The sequence below is a fragment of the Streptodolium elevatio genome (genome assembly GCF_053592165.1).
Genome location: NZ_JBSFVE010000001.1, coordinates 56176 through 81769, shown reverse-complemented (window position 1 = coordinate 81769; position 25594 = coordinate 56176). Strand labels below are relative to the sequence as shown.

The following is a 25594-nucleotide window of genomic DNA, read 5'->3' as shown; positions in this document are numbered from 1 at the left end:
GCAGGCAGGATCGTATCCGCGGCCGTGCGGGCGACGGGGGCACGTTCGCATGTACGAGAGAGGTTCGACGTGACGAAGAAGATCGCCGTCATCGGTGCCGGGCTCATGGGAGCCGGCATCGCCCAGGTGTCGGCCCAGGCCGGGTACGAGGTCACGCTGCGCGACGTCACCGACGCCGCGCTGGAGCGCGCACAGGGCGGCATCCGCTCCTCGTACGAGAAGTTCGTCGCCAAGGGCAGGATGTCCGCCGAGGACGCCGAGGCGGCCCTCGCGCGGCTCACCGTGACGACCGACCTCGAGGCGGTCGCGGACGCGGACCTGGTCGTCGAGGCGGTCTTCGAGAAGATCGAGATCAAGCAGGAGGTGTTCCGCGAGCTGGACCGGGTGGCCAAGGACGGCGCGGTGCTGGCGTCCAACACCTCGGCGCTCCCGATCACCCAGATCGCGGCCGTGACCTCGCGTGCCGAGCAGGTCGTGGGCACGCACTTCTTCTCGCCCGTCCCGCTGATGCAGCTGTGCGAACTGGTGCGCGGCTACAAGACGTCCGACGAGACGCTGGCGGTGGCGCGGGCGTTCGCCGAGGGCGTCGGCAAGACCTGCATCGTGGTCAACCGCGACGTCGCGGGCTTCGTGACGACGCGCCTGATCACCGCGCTGACCACGGAGGCCGTACGCCTGTACGAGGCGGGCGTCGCGACCGCGGAGGACATCGACGTCGCGTGCAAGCTGGGCTTCGGCCACGCGATGGGCCCGCTCGCCACCATCGACCTGACCGGCGTCGACATCATGCGCAATGCGACCAGCAACATCTACGAGGAGACGAAGGACGAGAAGTTCGCCCCGCCGGAGCTGCTGAACCGCATGGTCACCGCGGGCGACCTCGGCCGCAAGAGCGGCAAGGGCTTCTACTCGTACGAGTGAGCCGTCCGGTGATCCGCCGCGATTGATCCGCGTGAATTCCACAAGGTCAGTTTGCGCGGAACTGCCTTGAGGCAGATGAGATGTAGGCGACACGTCGGCGAAGGCCGGTCCGGGAATGATTCCGGACCGGCCTTTGTCGCTGAAAGGGGTGAATTTCCTCAAGAATTCGGAGCAATCGGCAACCCCGATGGTCTGATGAGGAATCAAAAGAATACGAGAGACCCTGCGAGCAGTCCCGATCGGAGGAGGCGGCATGCATGTCTGGGGCGACGACCGCGAACTGCACCTGCGCGGCACGTTGGACGTCCACTCCGCGGCGGACGTCCGGCAGCGCGTGCACGCCGCCGTCGACGGGGCCGACGGCGATTTCGTGCTGGACGTCTCCGGAGTCGACGCGCTCGACGCCACCGGCTTGGGCCTCCTTGTCGCCATACACCGCCGGGCCGGCCGCCGAGAACGCCGCTTCGTCCTGCGCGGCGTGACACCCCCCGTGCACCGCGTCCTGGTCATCACCCGCCTGCACCGAATCCTCGCCCTGGAAAACGCCATCGCCGCCTGACGGCGTCCGGGAGCAGCCGCCCGCGACACTCCGGGACCGCCGACGGGGCGGAGGCCGACCTTGGGGGCCGTCCTGGGGCCGTCACGAGGGCCGCGAACGTGCTTGGTGCCACATTCCGGTGGAGGGCGAGCCGCGGTGGGGCCGACAGTGTGTCAGGTGGGGGGCCGATATGTGGCGGGGCACACTCTGCCCAAGCTCCATTACCCGTCAGTACACTCCGAGGTAAGCAGGGCCGCGCCGGGTGCGGCGCGCGCCGGACCCCAGAGGATGTGCGGGGCCGGTAGCCGTCGCGGCCGTCGGGGCCCGGAACCCTCCCGGAGGTCCCCCGTGGCGAGCCAGACGCCCTCAGCTCAGCCTTCCCCCGACCGGCCGACGCGTGACCGCCCTTGGGTCATGCGTACGTACGCGGGCCACTCCTCGGCCAAGGAGTCGAACTCCCTCTACCGGCGCAACCTGGCCAAGGGTCAGACCGGCCTGTCCGTCGCGTTCGACCTGCCGACGCAGACCGGGTACGACCCGGACCACGAACTCGCGCGCGGCGAGGTCGGCAAAGTCGGCGTACCGGTCTCGCACATCGGCGACATGCGACAGCTCTTCGACGGCATCCCCCTGGAGGGGATGAACACGTCGATGACCATCAACGCGGTCGCGCTGTGGATGCTCGCGCTGTACCAGGTCGCGGCGGAGGAGCAGGGCGCGGACATCGCCAAGCTCAACGGGACCACGCAGAACGACATCATCAAGGAGTACCTGTCGCGGGGGACGTACGTGTTCCCGCCGGGGCCGTCGCTGAAGCTGATCACCGACACGGTGGCGTACACCGTCTCGAACATCCCGAAGTGGAACCCGATAAACATCTGCAGCTACCACCTGCAGGAGGCCGGGGCCACGCCGGTGCAGGAGATCGCGTACGCGATGTGCACGGCGATCGCGGTGCTGGACGCGGTGCGCGACAGCGGGCAGGTGCCGCAGGAGCGCATGGGCGAGGTCGTGCAGCGCATCTCCTTCTTCGTGAACGCCGGTGTGCGTTTCGTCGAGGAGATGTGCAAGATGCGGGCGTTCGTCGAGCTGTGGGACGAACTGACGCGCGAGCGCTACGGCGTGCAGGACGCCAAGCAGCGCCGGTTCCGCTACGGCGTGCAGGTCAACTCGCTCGGCCTGACCGAGGCGCAGCCCGAGAACAACGTGCAGCGGATCGTGCTGGAGATGCTCGCGGTGACGCTGTCCAAGGACGCGCGGGCGAGGGCGGTGCAGCTGCCGGCGTGGAACGAGGCACTGGGACTGCCGCGTCCGTGGGACCAGCAGTGGTCGCTGCGCATCCAGCAGGTTCTCGCCTACGAGTCGGACCTGCTGGAGTACGACGACATCTTCACCGGCTCGGTCGTCGTCGAGCGCAAGGTCGCCGAACTCGTCGCGGGCGCCAAGGCGGAGATCGACCGCGTGCAGGCGATGGGCGGCGCGGTCGCGGCCATCGAGTCGGGCTACATGAAGTCGCAGCTGGTCGGCTCGCACGCGGCCCGCCGCGCGCGCATCGAGGGCGGCGACGAAATCGTCGTGGGCGTGAACAAATTCGAGACGACGGAGCCGAACCCGCTGACGGCCGACCTGGACACGGCGATCTTCGTACCGGACGCGGCGGTGGAGTCGGCGGCCGCCGAGGCCGTGCGTGCGTGGCGTGCGGAGCGCGACCAGGCCGCGGCGGACGCGGCACTCGACCGGCTGCGCGTGGACGCGCGGGCGTGGAAGGCGACCGGCACCAACGCCGCCGTGAACCTGATGCCGGCGACGCTGGAGTGCGTACGGGCCGGTGTCACGACGGGTGAGTGGGCGGGGGCGCTGCGCGACGAGTTCGGCGAGTACCGGGCGCCCACCGGGGTCTCCGGGGTGGTCGGCGTGCAGGAGGGCGGCGCGGAACTGACCGCCGTACGCGAGGCGGTGCGCACGACCGGTGAGGAACTCGGCGGCCGCCTGCGCCTGTTGGTCGGAAAGCCCGGGCTGGACGGGCACTCCAACGGGGCGGAGCAGATCGCCGTGCGGGCCCGCGACGTCGGGTTCGAGGTCGTCTACCAGGGCATCCGGCTCACGCCGGCGCAGATCGTGGCGGCGGCGGTCGAGGAGGACGTGCACTGCGTGGGGCTGTCGATCCTCTCGGGCTCGCACCTCGAACTGATCCCCGACGTCCTGGAGCGCATGCGCGCGGCGGGCCTCGACGACGTTCCCGTGGTGGTCGGCGGCATCATTCCGGCGGCCGACGAGACCGCGCTGCTCGCGCAGGGCGTCGCCGCGGTCTTCACGCCCAAGGACTTCGGCATCACGGAGATCATGGGCCGCATCGTCGCGGAGATCCGGAAGGCCAACGATTTGGCGGTGTGATGCCGCCTGTTCGGCGTTGCCGGGCGCCGATGTCGGTGGTGGCCCCGTGGCACGTTTCGTGGTCGGGAACGTGCCCGGGGCCGCCGGCGTCTCCGCGTCGGCGGGCGCGGTGGTCCGGCGTGGAACCGCAGGTGTTCCTTCGGGTGGGCGTACCGGAAGGCGCCCTAGCTGTTGAGTCGAGCGTTTGATTGCCGTGAGAATGTCCGGCGTCCGCTCGCACCATGATTGACGGTTTGGTTCGGGCGGATTGTCGGCATTGCGACCGGCCGGGTGACGTCATACGGCTACGCGCGTTGTGGAGAGTGGGAGAAGGTTTCGTCTCGGGCGGCACCACAGCCACATCGCGATGGCACGCTGAGAAGGTGTGGCGGGTGGTCGGGAGGCGCGGCACACTGATGATCCACATTCAGGCCGTACGGCTTCGTACGGACTGGGCGGCCGGGAAGACTCCGGCAGGGGGCGGTTGCACGGAGCGGGACGGGGACTGAGGAGAGCCATGGACGCAACCCCGCGGGGAGTCGGCGACGAACGCCCGGCCCCGCAGGGCAGGGGCGCTGCCGCGACCGGGACGCGCGACGACAGCGCGCCGGTCGCGGGAGCGGCGGATGCGGCAGGCGCCGCGACGGCCGATGCGGCGGGGGCCGAGGGGTCGCGGAGCGACGAGCGGCTTGGCGACAACGGGCTTGGCGACAACGGGCTTGGCGACAACGGGCTTGGTGGCGAGCGCGGTGCGGATGAGCGCACTGTGGACCAGCACGATGTGGACGAGCACGCCGCCGAAGCGCGGCGGGGCGAGCGCATGGGGCGGGCCGAGAGGGTGCGCCGCGCGGTGGAGGCCGAAGGGCCGGCAGGTGTGCTGGGCAGCGACCTGAACGGGCGCGCCGATGTGTCGGCGGGTGAGTACGCCGGGGACGGCGTCGTGGGCGGCGCCGACGGCGCGCGTACGCACGATGCCGCCGGTACCGGCGCGGCGGAGGTTCCGTCGGTTTCCGGGGACGGGCCGGTGCCTCGGCGCGAGCGGCCGGGCCGGGTGGAATACCCGTGGCGGCTGGCCCGGTTCGACGACGCCGAGGTTGAAACGGACGACCGCGCGCCCGAGTTCGGGATGGGCGCGGCGGACGGTGCCGAAGGGCGCGATGCGCCACGCGATATGCCGCGCGACGCGCGACGCGACGGAAGTGCCGGACACGTGTCCGGCGGGCCGGTGTTCGAGCGGTTCGGGGCCGGTTCGTACGCGTCCGACGGGCACGACTCCGGCGGCAACGGAGCGAACGGCCACGGGGCCAACGGGCGCGCCCCCGGTCCTGGATCCGACGGGTATGCGCGCGACGGTCTGAACAAGGCGTACGAGCAGCCCGTTCCCGAGCCGGGGGCGGGCGCGGGGACCGATGCGCGGGCAGGGCGTACGACGCCTTACGTCGGCGAACCGGCGGACTCCTCCGGCGGCTTCGAGGGCATCGGCTCGGCGGGTGCGCATGCGGGCCCGCCGATCGGGGCGTACCCCGCCCACAACGCGACGCCCGGACCCAACGCGGTCGTGCAACTGGCCGTCGGCGAGCACCTGCTCACGATCGGTGGCCCGGACGGCAGTGAGGTCGTACCGCTGCCCGCGACGTCCCGCCCTCTTCCGGTCCGCGCTCCGGTCGCGCCGCGTTCGACGGGGTATCCGCCGCTGGGCAGGCAGGCCGAGATCGAGGAGCTGCGCGGACTGCTCGCCCGCGGAACGTCGGTGCGGGTGGGCGGGCCCGCCGGGATCGGCCGCAGCACGCTGCTGAAGTACCTCGCGTCCGGCGATGCCGCCGGCGCGCCGGACGGCGTCATCGCGCTCAGCGGCCACGGGCGCGGTCTCGACGACCTGCTGCAGCAGTTCCACGACGCGTGCTTCTCGGGGGAGCCGTACCGGCCGACGCGGGCCGCCCAAGCCGAACTCCTGTCCGGAGTAGCCGCGTTGGTGGTCGTCGACGACCTCGACCTGTCGCCCGACGAGACCGAGGAACTGCTCGGCATCGCGCCCGAATGCGCGTTCCTGGTGGCGTCCAAGCCCTCGGCGGAGGGGATCGACGCCGCCGTACGCGCGGAGTCGCCGTTCTTCGAGATCACCCTCGGCGGACTCCCGCAGGAAGCGGCGTTCGCGCTGCTCGCGCGGGCGGCCGGACGGGAGTTGGACGACGAGGAGCTCGGCTGGGCGGCAGCTCTGTGGTTCGAGGTCGACGGGCATCCGGGCCGCTTCGCCCAGGCGGGTGCGCTGCTCGCGAGGCTTGGCACCGGAGTGGTTCGGCCCGAGAGCGACTACGACGACGAATTCGGGCTGCCGATACCGGAGTTGCCGTCCCCCGGTGAGCCCCAGTTGTTCGTGCCGAGACTCGTTCCGCTGTTGTCGCGACCGGCTCAGCAGGTGCTGCGACTTGGTGCGGCGCTGGACGGTGTCCTGCCCGACCCCGCGCACCTGCCCGCGCTGACCGGCGCGGTGGACGCGCACGGGGCAGCCGCCGAACTCGTCTCCGCTGGACTGGTCGTCCTGGAGGGTGGTCGCCACCGGCTGGCCGGCGGGGTCGTCGACGAGTCGGTGGGCGTGATGCGCGGCCCGTCCTCGTGGGCGGTCGCCGCGATACAGCACTTCACGTGGTGGGCCTCGCATCCCACGGTGACGCCCGCCCAGGTCGCCGACGAGGCGGACGTGATCCTCGCCTGCCTGCGCGAGGTGGAGCGGCTGGGCAAACTCAGTTCGGTACGCGTGCTCGCGCGCGCCGCCGCACCGGCCTTCGCGTCGGCGTTGCGGTTCGAGGCCTGGCGCGACTGCCTGGAGATCGGCGCCGCGGCCGCGGCGGCTTCCGGCGCGGTCGGCGAACAGGCCTGGTTCCGTCACGAGTTGGCCGTACATGCGCTGTGTACGGGCGAGCCGCAGCGGGCCCGCGAGGAGGCGACCGCCGCGACACGGCTGCGCGACGCATCGGACAAGCGCGGGCTGGCCGCGGACCGGCGCATCCTCGTACTGTCCGGCGAACGGCCCGGTGCGTTCTCGACGCAGGAGGCCGGTTCCGCGGCGCTCGGTCGGCGCCGGGCAATGTCGGCGTCCATGGCGGGCAAGCGCGGCGTCATGACACTCGGCGCGGCCGGACTGCTTGTGGTGACGCTCGCCGTGGTCGTGGCCCTCGGCAGCGACGCGCCGGGCAGCGGCGGCGGGCCGACCGACGACACGACGGTGAGTGTGTCGGACGTACCGGTGGGAGACGGCAGTTCGCCGGTGGGAGCCGCGGTGCCCCCCGCTTCGCAGGCGGGCCGCGCACCTTCGACGGGGACGTCGGCAGGAGAGTCGGAATCGGCCACGCCGACCGGCATACGCAGCACCCCGGGTACCAAGTCTCCGTCCGCGACGGCGACCACCCGGGGGGCGACCACCGCGCCGGCCACCCAACCGGGCCAGAACCCCGGGCCGGGGCCGTCGCAGCCGCCGCCCGTGATACCGCCTCCGGTTACGTCGCCTCCGCCGACGCCGCCGAAGTCGACGCCACCGGCCAGCCCCCCGACGACCACGCCGCCGGAAACGACTCAAGCGCCGACGACTCAGGTGGGGACGGGCACTGCGGAACTGGCGGCGGTGAGTGTCGATTCGTCTGCGAGTTGACGCCGTACATAGCAACTCCGCGCTGGTTGGCTAGACTTCGGGGCGCGGCTCTGTGCGGTACTGATGCTTCCAACGGGGGAGGCGAGCACCTTGTATCTGTCGCCTGAGGATCGGGCGTACGTCGGCAAGCTGAAAATGGACCTGGCGTCGCTGACCGAGTTCGAGCGGAGCGTCCGGTCGGCGCTGGACGAACTTCTGGTCGAGACCGGCCCGATGGCCAAGTTCGGCGGACTCGGCGTCGCCGGCGCCGACCATGGAACAGGGTTCAACGAGGCGTACGCGATCGGTATCGTCACCGCCTTTGCCGTCGGCGATGTCAGCGACTTCCTGCGCATGCTCCACCGGCAGATGGAGGCGTTGGCGCTGACGATCAAGATGATCAGCGACGAAACCGCCGAGACCGACGAAGAGCGGCGCGCCCAACTCTCGAAGCTGTTGTACGGCGACAAGCCCGGCAGGGAGCCCTGGAACGCCGACCCGGCGCCGCAGGGTGCCGCCGTTCCGCCCGCCGCCGTTCCGCCGACGAACGCGGCGACACCCGGCAGCGTTGCCGGTACCGATGGCTGAGTATTGCGACCACACGGGGGAGGTGACGGCGCGTGGAGTGGGTGGAAACGAATTTTGAAGTCATGAGTCATGAGGCACTGCTTGGCCTGATCTCGGGAGGACACGGGGAGAGGGTCGCAGCGGTCGGACGGAGCCTGGTCAGTGCCGCGGACAAGATCCAGGAGGCGGCGGACGCGCTGCGGATGAAGTCCGGCCAGGTGGCCTGGGAGGGAGGCTCCGCCCAGGCGTTCCAGTCGTGGACGTCGGACCTGGTCACCGCGAGCTACCAACTGGCCGACTTCACCAGGGGGACCGGGACCAACGTCGAGATCGCCGGCAACAAGCTCGCCGAGACGGTGAAGACGATCCCGAAGATCTCGGCCGAGGACGTGGCGCTCCTGAAGGTGATGGAGGACAACCCCGTCGCGGCCGCGATGTTCGACCCCGTCACCGGCGTGACCGCGTACGACCAGGCCAAGGCGGCGGTGGAAGGACCTCGCCTGGAGGCGGTCCAGCAGATGCACGCGCTCGCGTCGACGTACGTGAGCGCGGCCCAACAGATCGGCCGGCTGCCCAAGCCGCAATTCAGGCCGCCATTGGATCAGTTCGGCCTGGGGCCGCGCCATGATGACTACGAGGACATCGGCGGTGTCGCCGGTGTTGCGGGTGCCGCCGCCGTTGCCGCCGCCAGCCAGACTTCCCTGGCCGGCGGACCGTCAGGGAGCGGACTCGCCACCCCGTATACCTCGCCTGCGAATTCGTCGGTAGGCGCCTGGCCGCCACCGCAGAGCGCCGGCGCACCGCCGGTCGTCACCGCCGGTCAGCTCACGCCGGGGGCGCTGCCGCCCGGCTCGAATCTGCTGGCTCGGACGCCGCCCGCGCCCACCACGGCGCCGCATCCGAGCGCGCCGAACCTGGGGCAGGGCAGCGGCTCCGGACCGAACACGACCGGCCCGACCGCGCCCGTGGTCGGTCGGCCGCCGGGGGCGGTTCCGCCGTCAACTGGTCCCGGTCGGGTCGGCGGGACAACCGGGGGCACGAAAACCTCCGGACCGGTACGCGGCGGGACACCCGGCATGGCCGGGGGGACCTCGGGTGGCCAGGCGCGCCCGGGCACCACGGGAAGCGGACGTACACCAGGGGCTCCCGGTCTGCGCACCGGTGGCATCGAAGGCGGTACGACGCGACCCGGTCAGATGGCCGGGCCGGGTGAAGCCCGCCCCGGGACAACTCCACGGACAGGCGTTCCCATGGGAGGTGTTGGCGGGGCCGGTGCGACCGGCACCGCCGGGTCCACGAGTCGGACCATGGCAGGACGTCCCCCGATCGGGACGCCGGGCGGCGCGGTCGGCGGGGACCCGGCGCGCGGCGGCGCCGCGAGCCGAGGGCAGTTCTCCTCCGGTGGCTCGGGACTGCGTTCCGGACCGGGCCAGTCGGCACACCCGGAAGGCACCACGCCGGGCAGTGCAGGTCAACGCTCCGCCCGCCCGATGGGCGGGATGATGGGGGCGGGCGCAGGCGCGGGTTCCGACGAGCGTGCTCGCCGTCGCCGGGCGGACTACCTCGAAGAGGACGAAGAGACTTGGGGCGACGGGCAGCCCGGCGGAGCCGTACCTCCGGTGATCGGCTGACGTGTGCGCTCCTTACGAAGTGGTCGAAGCAGATTGCTCTGCGGGATGGGTGCGGCGGTCCTGCTGACCGTCACGGGGCTGGTCGCCGTACCGACGGCACGGGCTGCCGTGGAACCGATGCGACCGAAGCAGTGGTACCTCGACAAGTGGAAGATCGACGAGGTATGGAAGACCACGCAAGGAGAAGGGGTCACGGTCGCCCTGATCGATTCCGGCGTCGACTCGACCCACCCGGACCTCGTCGGCCAAGTCGTCGGCGAGCCGTACGGCACCGGTGACGCCGACAGTCCAAGGGGCCACGGGACCGGAATGGCCTCGCTGATCGCCGGTACAGGGCGTGGCGCGGACGGCCAGGGCATCATCGGGGTGGCACCGAAGACGAAGATCGTCTCGTACAACGTCGTCATGCCCCTGGCGGGCATGGATTTCACCTACGAGCGTGCTGTGCGCATGGCTGCTGATTCTCCCGCGAAGATCATCAGCGTTTCCAAGGGCGACCTGTCGTCTCAGGCACTGGCGGACGCCTACGCCTACGCGTTGAGTCGCGGCAAGCTCGTCGTCGCTTCGAGTGGCAACCTCGGTGTTCCGTCGCCGATTCCGCCGTATCCGGCCGCCTATCCCGGCGTCCTCGGCGTCGGTGGGTACAGCAACGGCGGCAAGCTCTGGGCCGGGTCGGTGCATGGCTACTGGGTCTCGCTGGCCGGTCCAGCCGAGGACGTTCCCGCAGCCTGCACCGGTCCGACGCGCTACTGCCTTGGCGACGGGACCTCTTCGGCAGCCGCCCTCACCTCCGGTGTGGCCGCGCTCCTCTGGGCGGAGCACCCCGACTACACGGCCAACCAGATCATCAAGGTCCTGACCGACTCGGCCAACAAACCGCTGGAAGGGCCCGTGCCGAACGACGCCCTCGGCTACGGCAACGTCAGTCCCCGCAACGCCCTCAACTGGACGGGGGATCCGGGCCCGCCCGACGTGAACCCCTTGGTGGGCAAGCGAGGCAATCTCCCGACCACCGCCCCCTCGGGGCAACCCGCGCCGTCGACCGCCCCCTCCGCCGCACCCGCACCCGCGCCCGCCTCGACCACACCGGCCGCGGACACCGCAGCCGAAGCGGCCGCCGGAGACGATGACGGCGGCGGTTCCGACAGTCTCGTGCCGGTCGTCGGGATCCTCGTCGGCGGGGTCGCGGTCCTCACGGTGATCGTGTGGGTGTACGTCCGCTCCCGCACCAACCGCCGAGGCCCTCCCGGGGCAGGCCCGCCACCCCCAGTGCCGACGCACGGGCCCCCGCCACCACCTCCGCCGTATCGCTGACCCCGGCGAGTCGAACGTCCAACTCTCAGCAGGCCGGGACCAGTTCGGTGACTTCCGCCTCGGTCAGCACCCAGACGTCGGGGACGTAGCCGGTCTTGCCGCCGGGTGTGGTGACCTTGTCCCACAGCGTGGTGGCAAGGCCGTTGCGGCCGTACACCTTCGGCCCGGTGGCGTGGCAGATCAGGGTGACCGCGCTGTCGTACTCGATCCGCACGACGAAGTCACCGGTGTGCGCGGGCGCCGAACGGACAATCAGGCCCTGGGGGTTGCGCGTGTACGCGGTCTTCCCCTGGGCCACGTGTTCCGCCGTCGTCGATGCCGCGCCGGAGGCTCCCGGGGCCGGGGCCGGCTGGCCCGCCGGGGGTCGGCCCGCCTGGGTGCCGGGCGAAGCGGACGCGGCTCCCGGCGATCCGGGTGCCGCCGAACCGGCGTCCGGGGAACTGGAATCGGCGGTATTGGCGCTGGGGGTACCGCCGTTGCCCGAGGTCAGAACCACGATCACCACGACGATTGCGAGCGCAACCGCGATCCACATGCCCCGGGACAACCGGAGTCCGCCCCCCGCGCCCGGTGTCTCGTCCCCATCGCCCTTGGGCCGCCGTTGCACCTGGTTGCGGAGCCAGGAAAACAACGAGGGCGCCTCGTCGGCCACTTATGGCCCTCCTCGGTCGAACTCGCCTGTCCGAAAACCAGGCTACCTACCACGCAGCGATCCGGTACGGGCAAATCCGGCGATTAGCCGGAAAGTTGATCGCCCGTCAGCCGACTTCCATCCAGTCGTTTCGCTTCACGGCACCCCGCGGGCAGGGTCGACAGCAGTACCGCCCGCGGCGGCTCAGCGGCTCAGCCATGCGTCGACGTGCTGCGACGTGACGTGACGCGCGCTGATACGAAGGCGACGCGCGCTGAGCCGAGGCGGCAGGAGGCGGCGCGCGGCCGCTCAATCCACCCGCTAGAACAGCTTGAGCTTGTCGTCCTCGACGCCGCGCAGCGCGTCGTAGTCCAGGACGACGCAGCCGATGCCCCGGTCCGCCGCGAGGACCTTGGCCTGCGGCTTGATCTCCTGCGCCGCGAAGATGCCCTTGACCGGCGCGAGCAGGGGGTCGCGGTTGAGGAGTTCGAGGTAGCGGGTCAGCTGCTCCACGCCGTCGATCTCGCCGCGGCGTTTGATCTCGACGGCCACGGTGCCGCCGTCGGCGTCCTTGCACAGGATGTCGACGGGGCCGATGGCGGTCGGGTACTCGCGGCGTACGAGGGTCCAGCCGTCACCGAGGGTGGTGATGCGGTCGGCGAGGAGTTCCTGGAGGTGTGCCTCGACGCCGTCCTTGACGAGGCCAGGGTCGACGCCTAGTTCGTGCGAAGAGTCGTGCAGCTTCTCCTCGATGGTGATGATCAGCTTCTCGCCGGTCTTGTTGATCACCGTCCAGGTGCCCTCTTCCTCCTTGAGGGTGCACGGCGGGCTCATCCAGTTGAGCGGTTTGTACGCTCTGTCGTCCGCATGGATCGACACGCTCCCGTCGGCCTTGACCATGATCAGGCGCTGGGCGGAGGGCAGGTGGGCGGAGAGCCGTCCCGCGTAGTCGACGGTGCAGCGGGCGATGACGAGACGCATGGGCCCCAGCCTAACGGGCGGGGCGACAGTGGCCGCCCGGGACGGCCGGACGGCGGAAGTCTTCGACGCCACCACGGCACGGGTCGGCAAGTGGCCCGGAGCCGAGAACAACACCTTGGATCGCGTGCAGGCGCCGTTCCCATCGAGGAGCGCCGGTGGGACGGGGCGGGCGGTCCGTCGCCGGGTCGGGCGACCCGCGGCTCTGGTACATCCCGTGCCGACTGACTTACGGTGAGTCAAGCCTTCTGGCCCGTAAGCCAGTTGGTGGGAGGGAGTTCAGTATGTCGCTCGATGTGCCGCCGGGTCTTCTGGCGCAGGCCGAAGCCGGGGACGTCAACGAAGCCGAATTCGTCGAATGTATCCGCACTTCCTTGCCCTACGCGTGGGACCTAATCGCCGAGTTGGTAGTCCGACTCGACGTGGACGGCGGGGAGTTCGCCGACAACCAGGTGCCGCCGCCGGATGAGGAGGCGCGGGGGCAACTGCTGCGCGCGCTCGCCAGCGACGCCATCCGGGGTGCGCTGGAACGGCATCACGGTGTGAAGCTGGCGTTCCAGAACTGCCATCGCGTCGGGGTGTTTCCCGCGGGTACGGAGGAGACCGCGCGGTACCGCGCGTTCACGTCGGTCCGCGGTCAACTGCTGAACCAGTCGCCGCTTCTGCGGGACTGCTGAACCGCTTCGACAGAACACCGGCCGGGCCTGTTGCCAGCAGGTCCGGCCTGCGGTTTGCTGAGCTGAGCGAGCGCTAGTAAATGATCTACCGCGGTCTCGACCGCCCCCGCAAGTTCCCTCTTCCGACCTCATCAGGGGAGCTCATGGGCATCATTCAGCCTCTGCACCGCCACGCACAGCAGAGCCCCGACAAGCCCGCGCTCGTCGAGGGCACCGCGACCGTCACGTACCGCGAACTGCGCGACCGCGTCGCCCACAGCGCCGGCGCCCTCCAGGCACTCGGCCTCGGCGACGGCGAGCGCGTGGCGATCCTGTCGCTCAACTCGATCCGCTACATCGAGGTGCTGGCCGGCACGATCTGGGCAGGCGGGGTGCTTAACCTGGTCAACATCCGGTGGAGCCCCATCGAGATCGCCTACTCCCTCGACGACTCCGAGACGAAAGTGCTCGTGGTCGACGACGTGTTCGCCCCCATGGTCCCGAAGCTGCGCGAGCTGAGCAAAAGCCTGGAGACTGTGGTGCACTTCGGCGTCGGGCCGACCCCCGAGGGCATGCTCGCCTACGACGACCTGTTGGCCGACTCCGCGCCCGTCCCCGACGCCGGGCACGGCGGCGGCGACCTCGCCGGCATCTTCTACACCGGCGGAACGACCGGCTTTCCCAAGGGCGTCATGCTCAGCCACACCAACCTGTTGACGTCCGTGATGGGCGGCCTGGTGGCCACCGCGCGCCTGCGCGACGGCGAGGACTCGTCGGTGCTGCACGCGGCGCCCATGTTCCACATGGCGGGCTTCGGCACCTGGCTGATGGCCTCGGTCATGGGCATCAAGCAGATACTGCTGCCGTTCTTCGAGCCCAAGGCCGTCCTGGAAGGCGTCGAGAAACACCGGGTCACCGAGATCTTCCTGGTGCCCACGATGATCCAAATCGTGCTGGACCACCCGGACTTCGCCAAGCACGACCTGGGGTCCATCCGCTTCCTGTCGTACGGCGCCTCGCCCATCAGCGACGCGCTGCTGGAGCGTACGTCGCAGGCGCTGCCGGACGCGCGGCTGTGCCAGGCGTACGGCCAGACCGAGTTGTCGCCCCTCGTCACCATGCTGCTGCCGGAGGACCATGAGGAGCGGAACCCCGGCCGCCTGCGCTCCGCGGGCCGCCCCCTGCCGCACAACGAGTGCCGCGTCGTCGACCCCGACGACAACGAGGTCCCGCGCGGTGTCGTCGGCGAGATCTGCGCGCGCGGCGACCACGTCATGCTCGGCTACTGGAACCGCCCCGAGGAGACCGCGGAGGCGCTGCGGGGCGGCTGGATGCACTCGGGCGACCTGGGGTTCATGGACGACGACGGATACGTGACCGTCGTCGACCGGCTCAAGGACATGATCGTCACCGGGGCCGAGAACGTGTACTCGGCCGAGGTCGAGAACGCCATCAGCGCGCACCCGGCGGTCGCGGCGTGTGCGGTCGTGGGCGTACCGGACGAGCGGTGGGGCGAGCGCGTGCACGCGGTCGTCGTGCTGCACCAGGGCGCCGAGCTGACCGAGCGGGAGCTGCGCGACCACACCCACGGGCTCATCGCGGGCTACAAGTGTCCGAGATCGGTGGAGTTCGTCGACGAAATGCCGCTGACGGCCGCGAACAAGGTCGCCAAGAACGTGCTGCGCGAGCGCGTGAAGGCCGCCGCGGCCGCGACATCCGAGGAGGCCACGTCATGACCACATCCGTCGAGTCGCCGGCGGTCAAGCCGGTGCGCGAAACGTTTCCCTCGCTGAACCCCGCGAACGGCGCCGAGATCGCCCGCTACCCGGTCGACGGCGAGCCCGAGGTCGCGGACGCCGTCGCGCGCGCCCGCAAGGGTGCCGAGTGGTGGGCCGCGCTCACCCCCGGCGAGCGCAAACGCCGCCTCGGTGCCTGGGCCGCCACCATCACGCGGGACCGGCGGGCATTGTGCGAGCTGGTGCACGAGGAGAACGGCAAGCCGCGCGACGACGCGTTCCTCGAGGTCCTGCTCGCGCTGGAGCAGCTCACCTGGGCGGCGAGCCACGCGGGCCGGGTCCTGCGCCGCCGCCGGGTCGCCGGCAGCCTGGCGATGATGAACCAGGCCGCGACCGTCGAGTATCACCCGCTGGGCGTCGTCGGCGTGATCGGGCCGTGGAACTACCCGGTCTTCACGCCGATGGGGTCCATCGCGTACGCCCTCGCCGCCGGCAACGCCGTCGTCTTCAAACCGAGCGAATTCACCACCGCCTCAGGGGTGTTCCTGGCGGACTCCTTCGCCCGCGCCAACCCCGACGCGGACACCGGCGTCTTCCAGGTCGTCACCGGGTTCGGCGCCACGGGTGCCGCGTTGTGCTCCGCCCGCGTCGACAAGGTCGCGTTCACCGGGTCGTCGGCCACCGGCCGCAAGGTCATGGCGGCGTGCGCGCAGAACCTGACGCCCGTGCTGATGGAATGCGGCGGCAAGGACGCACTGATCGTCGCGGAGGGCGCGGACGTCAAGGCGGCCGCGGACGGCGCCCTGTGGGGCGCGCTGGCCAACGCCGGCCAGACCTGCGTGGGGATCGAGCGCGTGTACGTCGTCAAGGGCCTCGAAGACGCGTTCATCGACGCGATCCGCGAAGGCGCGGCCGAACTCAAAACCGGTGCCGACGCCGAGGACCGGGTGTACGGGCCGATGACCATGCCCGGCCAGATCGACGTCGTACGCCGCCACATCGAGGACGCCATCGCCAAGGGCGCCACGGCCGTGGTCGGCGGAGTCGACTCCGTCAAACCGCCGTTCATCGACCCGGTGGTGCTCGTCGACGCACCCGAGGACAGCGCCGCGGTGTGCGAGGAGACGTTCGGCCCGACCATCACGGTCCGGACCGTCGCCGACGCGGACGAGGCCGTGCGGCTGGCGAACGCGACCGACTACGGGCTCTCCGCTTCGGTGTACGCCGGCAGCGCCCGCCGCGGCGCGGAGATCGCCCGGCGGCTGCGTACCGGCATGGCCTCGGTCAACGCGGTCATCGCCTTCGCCGGAGTGCCGGGTCTTCCGTTCGGCGGCGTCGGCGAGAGCGGGTTCGGCCGCACGCACGGCGAGGACGGGCTCAAGGAGTTCGCCCGCGCCCAGTCGGTCACGCGCAAGCGCTTCTCGGCGCCGCTCGACCCCACGACGTTCAGGCGCAGCCCCGCGACCATGAAGGTGCTCGACCGGTACGTGACCCTGAGGTTCGGCAGGAAGTAGCCACAAACACAAGCCGGTTGCCGGTGTGGGGCACGCCTGCGCGTACCGCCGCGGAGGCAAGTGTGCGCGGCCCGCCGCGTACAGCTGACCGCGTACAGCTGACCGAGTTCAGCACCGCGCGCACGGCCCCGCACCGGCGTTCGGTTCCCGGCTCCGGCACCCGGACGAAGGACGAGACGCCATGCCGTCGCCCCCGCACGACGGCCGTGCGCCGCGACACCAGGTCGCGCCCGGTCAGGACCCGCCGCCTCGAAGACGGTCGCGCCGCTACGCCTTGCTCGCGATCGCCTGCGTGGTCGTCGTCGGCGCCGCGGGCTTCGTCACCGTGCGCACCTTCGAGGACGACCGGCCCGCCGGCGACGGATCCCTCTGCTGGGGCACGCTCGCTCCCGCCGAAATCGGCGAACTGCTCCCGCAGAGCAAGCAATACCGGGACACCGCAGGGCCGTTGGGCTATCCGGCGGCCCCCGAGGAACGCTGCGCGATCTTCTCCGGCACGACCGGCACGGTGTTCCCCGAGCTGGAGTTCGTCATCTACCGGGGGTACGACGCCCTGGTCCGCGACGACTGGTTCGGCCCCGATTCCTCCGTCTCGACGCCGCTCGGCAACAGCGTGCTGGGTGCGGCGTCCGGCTCCGAGGGGTGGGTCGAACTACCCAAGTGCATGCCGCGGGACGGCGAGCGCTACGCCCAACTCCGGGTCAGGATCCCGGTTGCCCGTCAACTGCTCGCCGAGACACTGGTGCGGACCGCCAACCGGGTACGGACGCAGGCCGGGTGCAGCGAAGGCAGCCTCCCGCCGCCCGAACCCCGCCCCGAGCGGCCTTCGTCGTCCTTCGATGCCGCGACACTCTGCGGGATCCCGCTCGCCCCCTCACTGCTCGCCGCGCGAACCGACTGGGTGCAGTTGTGGAGCGGCCGAGACGAGCGGCACGAGGACTGCATCGTCGTGGACGGGTCGGCGGAGACGCCGTCGCAGTCGCAGCCGTTGATCCGCGTCGAGGTCTACCGGGACGAGCTCGCCCGTCTCGAGATCTCCCAGCGGCGCGGCAACCAGAAGGCGGGCGAGGTGGCGGAGGCGACGTACAGCTACGGGGGAACGGCCGCGATGTGGGCCATTTGCGGGAACGGGGCGGTGTCGTACATGGTCGGCGTGAAGGCCGCCGCAGGCCCACCAGGAGCTGCGGGTCCGTCCGACGCCGCACATCCACCCGGCGCGGCGGCAGGCCTGCCCAGCGCGGCCGACCTGCTCTATGCGGTGATCGCGGGCAGTCGCGAACGAGACGGCTGCGAATGGTCGCCCCGCGCTCCCACGCCCGGCCCCTCGTCCCAGCCCTAGGTCCAGCCCTGGCCCCGGCGTCGGCCCTTGCCTCACCCCGTGGTTTGCCTCACTCCGTGGGCGAGCAGCCGGCCGACCCGACTCCTGCGGCTGCCGCGCCCGAGCGTGGTCAGCCGCGCCGGGTCACCAGCCGGTAAGTCAGCGTACGCCGGGCCCAGTTGGTGGTGACCCGGCCCTCGGCGTTCTTGTACCAGCTGTTGCAGTCGGCGGCGAACGCGGTGCCGCGCAGCGCGGCGGCGAGGCGGTCCTGGTGCCGGTCGAACGCGTCCTGCGCGACCTCGTGGACGCCGCCCTCGCGGATCTTGCCGAGGATGAACGCCGCCTGCGACTCGATCATGTGGATGATCGAGTTGTGGCCGAGGTTGGTGCCCGGCCCGTACAGCATGAACATGTTGGGGAAGCCGGGCACCGTGATGCCGAGGTACGCGGCGGCGCCGTCCTTCCACACGTCCTGCAGCGCCACGCCGTCGCGTCCGGTGATGTCCATCGGCTTGAGGAACTCGGTGGCCAGGAACCCCGTTCCGTAGATCACCGTGTCCACTGGGCGGTGTACTCCGTCGACGGTGTCGATGCCGGTCCGGATGACGCGGCCGACCGGTTCGGTGACCAGCTCGACGTTGTCGCGCGCAAGCGTCGGGTACCAGTCGTCGGAGATCAGGATGCGTTTGCAGCCGATGGGGAAGCGTGGGGTGAGCTTCGCGCGCAACGACGGTTCGGTGATCTGCTTTTCGAGGTGCTTGCGGGCTGCGAACTCGGCGAGCTTGGCCAGCCTGCCGCCCCTGATGGCCCAGTAGATGACGGTCTCGGCGCGAACGTACGTGAGGCCGCGCAGGAACAGCCGGACGGGCGCCACTTTGTCACGCAGGGTCAGTTCGCGGCGGCCGAACTCGCGGTCGGGCTTGGGCACCACCCAGTTCGCGGACCGTTGGAAGACGAAGAGCTTTTCGGCCTGCCGGGCTATCTCCGGGACGAACTGCACCGCGCTCGGGCCGGTGCCGATCACCGCGACGCGCCGCCCGGTGAGGTCGTGGTCGTGCCGCCACTCGGCGGAATGGAAGGCGGTGCCGGCGAAGTTCCGGAGGCCGGGGATGTCCGGGTAGCGGGGGCGGTTGAGCTGTCCGACGCCGGAGACGAGTACGCGGGCGGCGTGCTCGTCCCCGGCCGCCGTGCGCAGGCGCCAGACCTCTTCGCTCTCGTCGAAGCGGGCGGAGACGATCTCGGTGCCGAGCCGGATGTGCGCGTTCAGGCCGAAGTCGTCGGCGCAGCGGCGTAGGTACGCCAGGATCTCGTCCTGCCGCGGGAAGCTCCGCGACCAACGGCCGTGCTGGGCGAAGGAATAGGAGTACAGGATGCTCGGGACGTCGCAGCCCGCGCCCGGGTAGGTGTTGTCGCGCCACACGCCGCCCAGGTCGTCGGCCTTCTCGTACACGGTGAAGTCGTCGATGCCCGCCCGGCGGAGCCGGATCGCCATGCACAGTCCGGCGAATCCGGCTCCGATGACGGCGACATGCCGCACCCGTGCGTCCGTCCCGGCGGCGTCCCGCCGCTCCTTCGTCTCCGGCACGATCCGCAAACCCCTCCGTCGGGTCCCGTCACCCGGTGCGGGACGTCACGGCCAGTACGGCTTGAGCACGTCGAACGCGTTGGGCAGTCCGAGCCGGAAGCGCAGGTCGTCCGCCCGCCGGAAGCCGGCCAGCGCGGGTTCCCGGTACATCTCCAGGACCCGTGCCGGCGTCGCCGGCGAACCGGCCGCCGCCAGCACGCCGTTGGCCGCTTTGCGCCCCGCCTCGTTCGCCCCCTCCATGGTGGCCAGGTTGACCGAGACCCGTACATAGTCCCCGGCGAGGAAGAGGTTGGGAATACGCGTCGTCGCCTCCGGCCGGTCGTCCCAGGAGCCGACCGTGTTGACCATCAGCGGCTCGTCGTTGGCGACGGACGGGGTGCCGGGCCCGGTGATGCCCGGGTCGAGGAACCACGAGTGGATCGCGGAGTCCGGTATGAGGGAGGCGCCGTTGTCGAGGTTGCCGCGGACCTGGGCGAGGACTTCGTCGACGATCTGCCGGGGGGTGCACTTGCGTGCGGAGACGCCGTACACGATGCCGGGGGAGTCCCAGTCGGAGAGGTCGAGCGACAAGCAGTCCTGCACGCTGCCGTCGCCGTACGTCGCCGCGAAGTCGTCGCGCCAGAACTGCCCTTGCGTGAGCCCGGTGACGGCCCACGGGGAGTCCATGAAGGCCAGGTGTCCGTGCGTGATGGGCGTCCTGCGCTTGAGGTAGATCATCAGGCCGTTCATCCAGTCGGTCTGGAGGCGGCGCAGGCGGCCGAGAGCGGGGTCGGCGGCGACGAGCGCGGGGCTCATCAGCGGTACGGCCCGCTCGACGGGTACGGCGAGGACGTAGTGGTCGGCGTCGATCGTCCCCGCGTTGCCCTGCGGATCGGTCATGCGCGCACCGGTGACGCGGCCGCCCGCGTAGTCGAGCCCGGTGACGGTCCAGCCGACCTTGAACTCGACGCCCATCGAGGTGAGCAGGGCGTGCCAGGGGTCGATCCAGGCCTCGTTGGTGGGGCCGTTCAGCACGCGGTCGGGTGCGCCGTCGTTGCCGCGGCCGAGCATGGTCCACAGGAAGATCTCCACCATCATGGTGATCGTGCGCGTGCTGGCGACGTTCTCCTTGGCCGCGACGAGAGTCGAAGTGAAGGACCGGACAAGGATGTTGCGGTATGCCTCCGACATCCGGTCCATCTGGAGGTACTCGGAGTACGGCATGTACTCCCACTGGTGCCGCCGCCGCAGGTCGCCGCTGGTGAAGAACACGATCATCTTCTCCGCCCAGAAGGCGATCTCCCACCACGGCACCTGGCCGGCCACACTGGCCATCGTCATGAGTGCGGCGCGGATCGCCTCCGGGGTGAGGTCGTCGAGTCCGCTGGGCAGGACGAGCCGGTTGTCGGGGCGACCGGCCTGCGCGAAGATCGCCTCGGGCGCGTCCACGAGGTTGTCGTGCACGCCGTTCGGATTGCCGGGGAACGGGATGCGCCGCATCGTGTCCGGCACGTTGAGGTAGAAGCCGGGGAAGAAGCGGAACCCGTGCTCGCCGGGCAGGTCCCGGCGGCCGCCCGTGCCGGTGCCGGTGACGGGGATGCTGCGCGCCTTGCCGCCCAGCGACTTGCGCTCGTACACCGCGACCTGGAAGCCGCGTTCGGCCAGTTCGTGGGCCGCGGTGAGACCCGCCATGCCGCCGCCGAGGACGGCGACGCGGCGGCCGGGTGTCGCGGCGACGAGTGGGGCGCCGAACGCGGGGGCGGCGAGGGCGCCGGTGCCGCCGAGGGCGACGCCGGCCGCCGCCGCGCCGCCGACGCCTACCGCGCTGGACACGAACTTCCGCCGGGTGGGCGGGATTTGCTTCCGCGTGGTGGCGGGCGGCGCAGCCGTGTGCGGCGCGGTGCGGGGGAGGTGCTGCTCGTGCGTGGACACGGGGCCTCCTATGCGGGGTCTCTCCTCGGATCTCCGAAGACGCGGCCGTCGCCACGGCCGCCCTTGGGCTGTGCGGCGTGTGGAGTGCGGGAGTGCCGCCTCAGACCGGTGCTAACCGACACATGTGTCGGCAGGATGCAAGCCGACTATGGCGCCCGTGATACAGCGGGTCAAGAGATGTACCGTTGCCTGTTTTTGACGGAGCGTCAGTGGATCTCGACAGGCTCCGGCGCGTGCTTCGGCCCGCTTCGGGGGCGTGGAAGCCGGCGCCGCGGCAGGTGTGTCGGCAGACGTATCGGCAGGAGCCTCAGGGGCGCGTCAGGGGCGAATCGGCTGCCGAATCGGCTCGTGTGGTGCGGCCGGACCCGGTCGTCCGGCGGGCCGGCGAGCCGAAAGGCTAGGCGGTCGGCGAATCCGGGGGCGAATCCGGGAGCGAATCGGGCAGCGGGCCCGGGAGCGAGTCGGGTGCGGCGTCGCCCGGTGGGTTCAGCCGCTCCAGGCCGCCCCAGAGCACGTTCGCGGCCATCGTCTCCAGCGTCGCGCGCGGCGTCTCCGGGTGGTGCGCCCACCACTGGGCGACCCCGTCCAGGCTGCTGATCAGCAGCTCGATCAGCACTTCCGCCTCGGGGGACCGCGGATCCAGGCCGGCCCGCTCGGTGTCGTGCGCCATCATGGCCATCACCGACCGCGTGCGCGTCTGCCGGATTCCCCAGCGTACGGCGCTCAGTTCGGGGTCGCCCTCGTCGGTCTGGTCGAACAGCAGGCGCCGGGCGACCGGATTGGCCTCGGCGAAGTCGAAGTACGCCGCCACCGTGGCCCGCATGCGGGTGTGCCGGCCGCCGCGTCCGGTGATGGCCGCACCCATGTGCGCGACCAGGGTCGCGTTCTGCTCACCCAGCACGGTCAGGAACAGGACGCGTTTGGTGGCGAAGTGCTCGTACAGCACGCTGCGGGTGACCCCGGCGGCCTCGGCTATCTCGCCCATGGAGGCGGCCCCGTAGCCCTTCGCGCCGAAGACCGCGAGCGCGGCGTCCTCGATGCGGCGCCGACGCGCCGGACCGGGCATGCGGCGGCGCACCGCGGAAGGCGGCGTGGTGGGCGCCCCTGCCGAGGGGCGGTCCGGGTGCGGGAGGGCTGCCATGCGCTCAGCGTAGCCGCGCAGGGGGTCTTGTCCGGGGCGCTGTGCCGGGTTTAGCGTCACCAAGAACCGACGTGCCTGTCGGTTGAGATCTTCCGGTGCGACCTTCCGGTTCCGCGCCCTTTCTCAGGTTCCGCGCCTCCTCGCAAGTTCCGTGTCTTCCGCGGGTTCCGTGCCTTCCGGAAGTGACACGTCCCGCAACGGCCCGTTCCCGCACGGCGATTCAGGGGGATTCCGTGAGCGAAGAGCACGTCGACGCCATCGTGGTCGGGGCCCGCTGCGCCGGATCGGCCGCGGCCACCGCACTTGCCAGGGCCGGCCGCCGAGTGGTCGCGGTCGACGCGGGCAGATTCCCGTCCGACACGGTCTCCACGCACCTGCTCTTCGCGGGCGGGGTCGCCGAACTGGACCGGCTCGGCGCCCTCGAACGTGTCGAAAAGCTGGACCCGCCAAAGCACTTCGACGCGTACATCGGGTCGCCCGATGCCGAAGTGCGCGGCACCTACTCGCCCGTGGACGGCATCGCGTACGGCATGTGCGTGCGGCGGCCCGGACTCGACTTCGCGCTGGTCGAGACGGCGCGCGCGGCCGGGGCCGAGGTGCGCGAGGGCGTCAAGGTGACCTCGCTCGTGCGGGAGGACGGCCGCGTCGTCGGCGTACGCGCCACCGAGCGCGGCGTGAACGGCGAACTCACCCTGCGGGCACCGCTGGTGATCGGCGCGGACGGACGGCGCTCGACGGTCGCCCGGCTGCTCGGCGTCGACGTCCCCTACCTGTCCAACGCCAACGAACGGGCCGGCTACTACGCGTACTACGAGGACCCGCGCACCGAATGGCAGGGCACCGCCGCGATGTGGCTCGAAGGCCGTGAGCTGGGAACCGCGTTCCCCACCGACGGCGGGCTCGTGCTGGCCCTCCTGATGCCGCCCAAGGAGCGGGCGGACGCGTTCCGCCTCGACCTGGAAGGCGAGTACGACCGCACGGTGGCGTCGATCCCCGGCCTGGCGAAACGCCTCGCCGGTGCCACGCGCGCGTCGAAGATCGTGACCTCGGTCGAACAGCCCTCGTACTTCCGCAAGTCCGCGGGACCCGGCTGGGCCCTGGCCGGAGACGCCGGGCACTTCAAGGACCCGGTCACCGCGCAGGGCATCCGCGACGCGCTGCGCTTCGGCCGTCTGCTGGGCGAAGCGGTGGCTCCCGTACTCGGCAACCCGGAGCGGCTGGACCGCGTGGTACGCGCGTGGGAACGCCGCCTGGTCGCCGAGTGCCGCGAGACGTACCACTGGACCAACCGCTTCGCCCGCGCGGACGCGGTGAACCCCCTCCAGGAGCAGATGCTGCGCATGCTCGCCCGGGAACCACACGGCTCCCGCCGGCTGCTGGATGTCTACTCGCGCGTGCGTAAGCCGAGCGGCCTGATGACCCCGGGCTTCGTCGCCGCCTGCGCGATCGGTGCGATGCGCCGGCGCGGCACCGACCGCAGGGCCCTCCTGCGCACGATCGTCGGCGAACTGCGTACCGAAGCCGCCGTCAAGCGCGACCTCTCCCGCCTCGCCCGCTCCGACGACCGGACGAAGTGACCGACAGCCAAAGGGCCTTCCCGAACCGCGTGGGACGTGCACCCGGTGCGCCGCGCGGGATCAGGCGACCCTGACGCTGTGCGGTCCCACCCGCACGGTCACCTCCACCTCACCCCCGAGCGCGGCGGCGTAGGACCGCAATGTCTCCAACCCCATCGACTCGACCCGGCCCCGTTCGATCTGCGAGATTCGAGCCTGGGTAACCCCGGGAACAGCGGCAACTTCGCTCTGCGTCAGTCCGAGGGACGGAGCTCGGCAAGGTGGTAGCCGGCGATGTACGCAGTGGTGGCGGTTTGGGCGGCCGCGAGGACGTCCGGATCGGCCATCAGCGGGCTGAGCCGATACGCATCTGCCTTCACGTCCTGCCAACGACGAGCAGTCACTTGGATTCCTTTCGTTCTTGCAGGTAGCGGCCGTAACGCAGCTCTGCCGACGGGAAGGCACGAACTTTCCGGCGAAGTCGGTGCGCGGCAGATGGGGGTGCGATAGAGCGCGTCAGCGCCGGGCTCTCACTGTTCCGCGTCGGCGCGGATCTCCGGGAGGACCTCTTTCCCCAGCCTGTGGATGTTGTCGAGGGTGCGTTCCGGCCGGCCGGCGCCCTCGGCGAAGAGGAGGTGGCGGCGGATGCCCGTGGCCTCGGTGGTACGGCGCAGCGCGGCGATGACGTCGCGCGGCGCGCCGACCGGGTGGATCTCGCACAGGTAGTCCGTGTACGCGTGCGGGTCGCGCATGGTCCGCGCCCGGCCGTCGACCGTCTGGTGCGCGGACAGCCCCCGGTTGAGCCAGCGCGGCAGGGCTGCCTTGAGCTCGCGGACCGCCTCCGCCCGCGAGTCGGCGACCAGCGCCACCGAGGCGGCGGCGTGCTCGACGCCGCGCGGGTCCCGGCCGCAGGCGCGCGCGGCGGCGTCGTACGCGCTGATCATCTCGGCCTTCTCGCAGTCGTCGGCGTGCATGCCGAGCAGCATCGGCAGGCCCTGCCGGGCCGCCAGCGCGGCGGAGGTGGCCGATGTGCAGGCGATGATCGCCGGCGGGTGCGGTCGCGTCAGCGGCCGGGGCACCACCGGGACCGGCCGGAAGCGGAAGTGCTTGCCCTCGGCGCCCACCCGGCGCAGGGTCAGCCAGCGCATCAGGAGGTCGACGGACTCGGCCCAGCCCTCCTCGTCGTACCGCTCGATGCCGCTGCCGAAGACCTCCAGGTCCACCCACGGCCCGCCGCGGCCGATGCCCAGCGTGAAGCGCCCACCGGACAACTGGTCCAGCAGCGCCGCCTGCTCGCCGAGTGCGACCGGATGGGTGTTGGGCAGCACACTGATGGCCGTCCCTACTCGCAGCCGGTCCGTACGCCCCAGTAGCATTGCCGCAAACGTGACCGCTGACGGGCACAACCCGTACGGCACGAAGTGGTGCTCGGCGATCCATGCCTCGTCGAACCCGGCCTCCTCCGCGGCGCACCCCGCGTCCATGGCGGAGGTGAGCACCGTCCCCTGGTCTCCGGCCTCGAACTGGGCCGCGAGCAGGAAGATCCCCAACTTCATGTGGGCAGCCTCTCGGTATCCCCGCACCCGTCATAACGGGTGA

Annotated in this window: 20 protein-coding genes; 12 read left to right on the top strand and 8 right to left on the bottom strand. The window is 71.1% G+C overall.

Annotated features, from left to right (window positions below; translation table 11 throughout):
- The first annotated feature begins 69 nt into the window (after positions 1-69).
- The 7 genes from ACWD12_RS00310 to ACWD12_RS00280 all read left to right on the top strand — a co-directional run bounded on the left by ACWD12_RS00310 (position 70) and on the right by ACWD12_RS00280 (position 10969).
- Entirely contained in the window at positions 70-921 is an 852-nt protein-coding gene (locus tag ACWD12_RS00310; RefSeq protein WP_450097705.1) for a 3-hydroxyacyl-CoA dehydrogenase family protein, read from the top strand.
- Between the two features lie 253 nt (positions 922-1174).
- Positions 1175-1480 (top strand): STAS domain-containing protein, encoded by a 306-nt coding sequence (locus tag ACWD12_RS00305; protein ID WP_450097704.1) that lies wholly within the window; start codon positions 1175-1177, stop codon positions 1478-1480.
- Between the two features lie 393 nt (positions 1481-1873).
- Entirely contained in the window at positions 1874-3853 is a 1980-nt protein-coding gene (locus ACWD12_RS00300) for a protein meaA (RefSeq protein ID WP_435838960.1), read from the top strand.
- 496 nt (positions 3854-4349) lie between these two features.
- Positions 4350-7478 carry a hypothetical protein gene (locus ACWD12_RS00295; RefSeq protein ID WP_450097703.1) on the top strand — a complete coding sequence of 1043 codons (3129 nt, stop codon included), beginning with the start codon at positions 4350-4352 and terminating at the stop codon, positions 7476-7478.
- 90 nt (positions 7479-7568) lie between these two features.
- The gene (locus ACWD12_RS00290) at positions 7569-8045 is read left to right on the top strand and encodes a hypothetical protein (RefSeq protein WP_450097702.1); all 477 of its coding nucleotides are present in this window, start codon (positions 7569-7571) and stop codon (positions 8043-8045) included.
- Between the two features lie 62 nt (positions 8046-8107).
- A complete protein-coding gene (locus ACWD12_RS00285; RefSeq protein WP_450097701.1) occupies positions 8108-9655 on the top strand; it encodes a hypothetical protein in 1548 nt (515 codons plus the stop codon).
- A 45-nt stretch (positions 9656-9700) separates the two neighbouring features.
- A complete protein-coding gene (locus tag ACWD12_RS00280) occupies positions 9701-10969 on the top strand; it encodes a S8 family serine peptidase (RefSeq protein ID WP_450097700.1) in 1269 nt (422 codons plus the stop codon).
- 25 nt (positions 10970-10994) lie between these two features.
- On the opposite strand, the gene ACWD12_RS00275 is transcribed toward ACWD12_RS00280, so the two are convergent.
- Together ACWD12_RS00275 and nucS are read right to left on the bottom strand one after the other, a co-directional pair.
- Positions 10995-11621 carry a hypothetical protein gene (locus ACWD12_RS00275; protein WP_450097699.1) on the bottom strand — a complete coding sequence of 209 codons (627 nt, stop codon included), beginning with the start codon at positions 11619-11621 and terminating at the stop codon, positions 10995-10997.
- Positions 11622-11921: 300 nt separating this feature from the next.
- The gene (nucS, locus tag ACWD12_RS00270) at positions 11922-12581 is read right to left on the bottom strand and encodes an endonuclease NucS (protein WP_450097698.1); all 660 of its coding nucleotides are present in this window, start codon (positions 12579-12581) and stop codon (positions 11922-11924) included.
- 281 nt (positions 12582-12862) lie between these two features.
- On the opposite strand from nucS, the gene ACWD12_RS00265 reads away from it, so the two are divergent.
- The 4 genes from ACWD12_RS00265 to ACWD12_RS00250 all read left to right on the top strand — a co-directional run bounded on the left by ACWD12_RS00265 (position 12863) and on the right by ACWD12_RS00250 (position 17823).
- Positions 12863-13255 (top strand): SCO5389 family protein, encoded by a 393-nt coding sequence (locus tag ACWD12_RS00265; protein WP_358358171.1) that lies wholly within the window; start codon positions 12863-12865, stop codon positions 13253-13255.
- 143 nt (positions 13256-13398) lie between these two features.
- The gene (locus ACWD12_RS00260) at positions 13399-14970 is read left to right on the top strand and encodes an acyl-CoA synthetase (RefSeq protein ID WP_450097697.1); all 1572 of its coding nucleotides are present in this window, start codon (positions 13399-13401) and stop codon (positions 14968-14970) included.
- Complete coding sequence (locus ACWD12_RS00255; protein ID WP_450097696.1) at positions 14967-16484, top strand: aldehyde dehydrogenase family protein; 1518 nt, start codon at positions 14967-14969, stop codon at positions 16482-16484. The genes ACWD12_RS00260 and ACWD12_RS00255 overlap by 4 nt, the downstream gene beginning before the upstream one ends.
- A 181-nt stretch (positions 16485-16665) precedes the next feature.
- The gene (locus ACWD12_RS00250; RefSeq protein WP_450097695.1) at positions 16666-17823 is read left to right on the top strand and encodes a hypothetical protein; all 1158 of its coding nucleotides are present in this window, start codon (positions 16666-16668) and stop codon (positions 17821-17823) included.
- Between the two features lie 109 nt (positions 17824-17932).
- Here ACWD12_RS00250 and ACWD12_RS00245 read toward each other — a convergent pair whose 3' ends face one another.
- From ACWD12_RS00245 to ACWD12_RS00235, 3 genes are all read right to left on the bottom strand, one after another.
- Positions 17933-19387 (bottom strand): flavin-containing monooxygenase, encoded by a 1455-nt coding sequence (locus ACWD12_RS00245; RefSeq protein ID WP_450097694.1) that lies wholly within the window; start codon positions 19385-19387, stop codon positions 17933-17935.
- 45 nt (positions 19388-19432) lie between these two features.
- Positions 19433-21298, bottom strand: a complete 1866-nt coding sequence (locus ACWD12_RS00240; RefSeq protein WP_450097693.1) for a hydroxysqualene dehydroxylase — start codon at positions 21296-21298, stop codon at positions 19433-19435.
- 397 nt (positions 21299-21695) lie between these two features.
- Entirely contained in the window at positions 21696-22439 is a 744-nt protein-coding gene (locus tag ACWD12_RS00235; protein WP_450097692.1) for a TetR/AcrR family transcriptional regulator, read from the bottom strand.
- A 233-nt stretch (positions 22440-22672) separates the two neighbouring features.
- On the opposite strand from ACWD12_RS00235, the gene ACWD12_RS00230 reads away from it, so the two are divergent.
- Entirely contained in the window at positions 22673-24016 is a 1344-nt protein-coding gene (locus ACWD12_RS00230; protein ID WP_450097691.1) for an NAD(P)/FAD-dependent oxidoreductase, read from the top strand.
- A gap of 60 nt (positions 24017-24076) precedes the next feature.
- Here the strand turns inward: ACWD12_RS00230 and ACWD12_RS00225 are convergent, their stop codons facing one another.
- From ACWD12_RS00225 to ACWD12_RS00215, 3 genes are all read right to left on the bottom strand, one after another.
- The gene (locus ACWD12_RS00225) at positions 24077-24205 is read right to left on the bottom strand and encodes a hypothetical protein (protein ID WP_450098186.1); all 129 of its coding nucleotides are present in this window, start codon (positions 24203-24205) and stop codon (positions 24077-24079) included.
- Positions 24206-24249: 44 nt separating this feature from the next.
- The gene (locus ACWD12_RS00220; protein ID WP_450098211.1) at positions 24250-24399 is read right to left on the bottom strand and encodes a hypothetical protein; all 150 of its coding nucleotides are present in this window, start codon (positions 24397-24399) and stop codon (positions 24250-24252) included.
- A gap of 126 nt (positions 24400-24525) precedes the next feature.
- Positions 24526-25551, bottom strand: coding sequence for an LLM class flavin-dependent oxidoreductase (locus ACWD12_RS00215; protein WP_450097690.1), 1026 nt, complete (start codon positions 25549-25551; stop codon positions 24526-24528).
- Positions 25552-25594 lie beyond the last annotated feature (43 nt).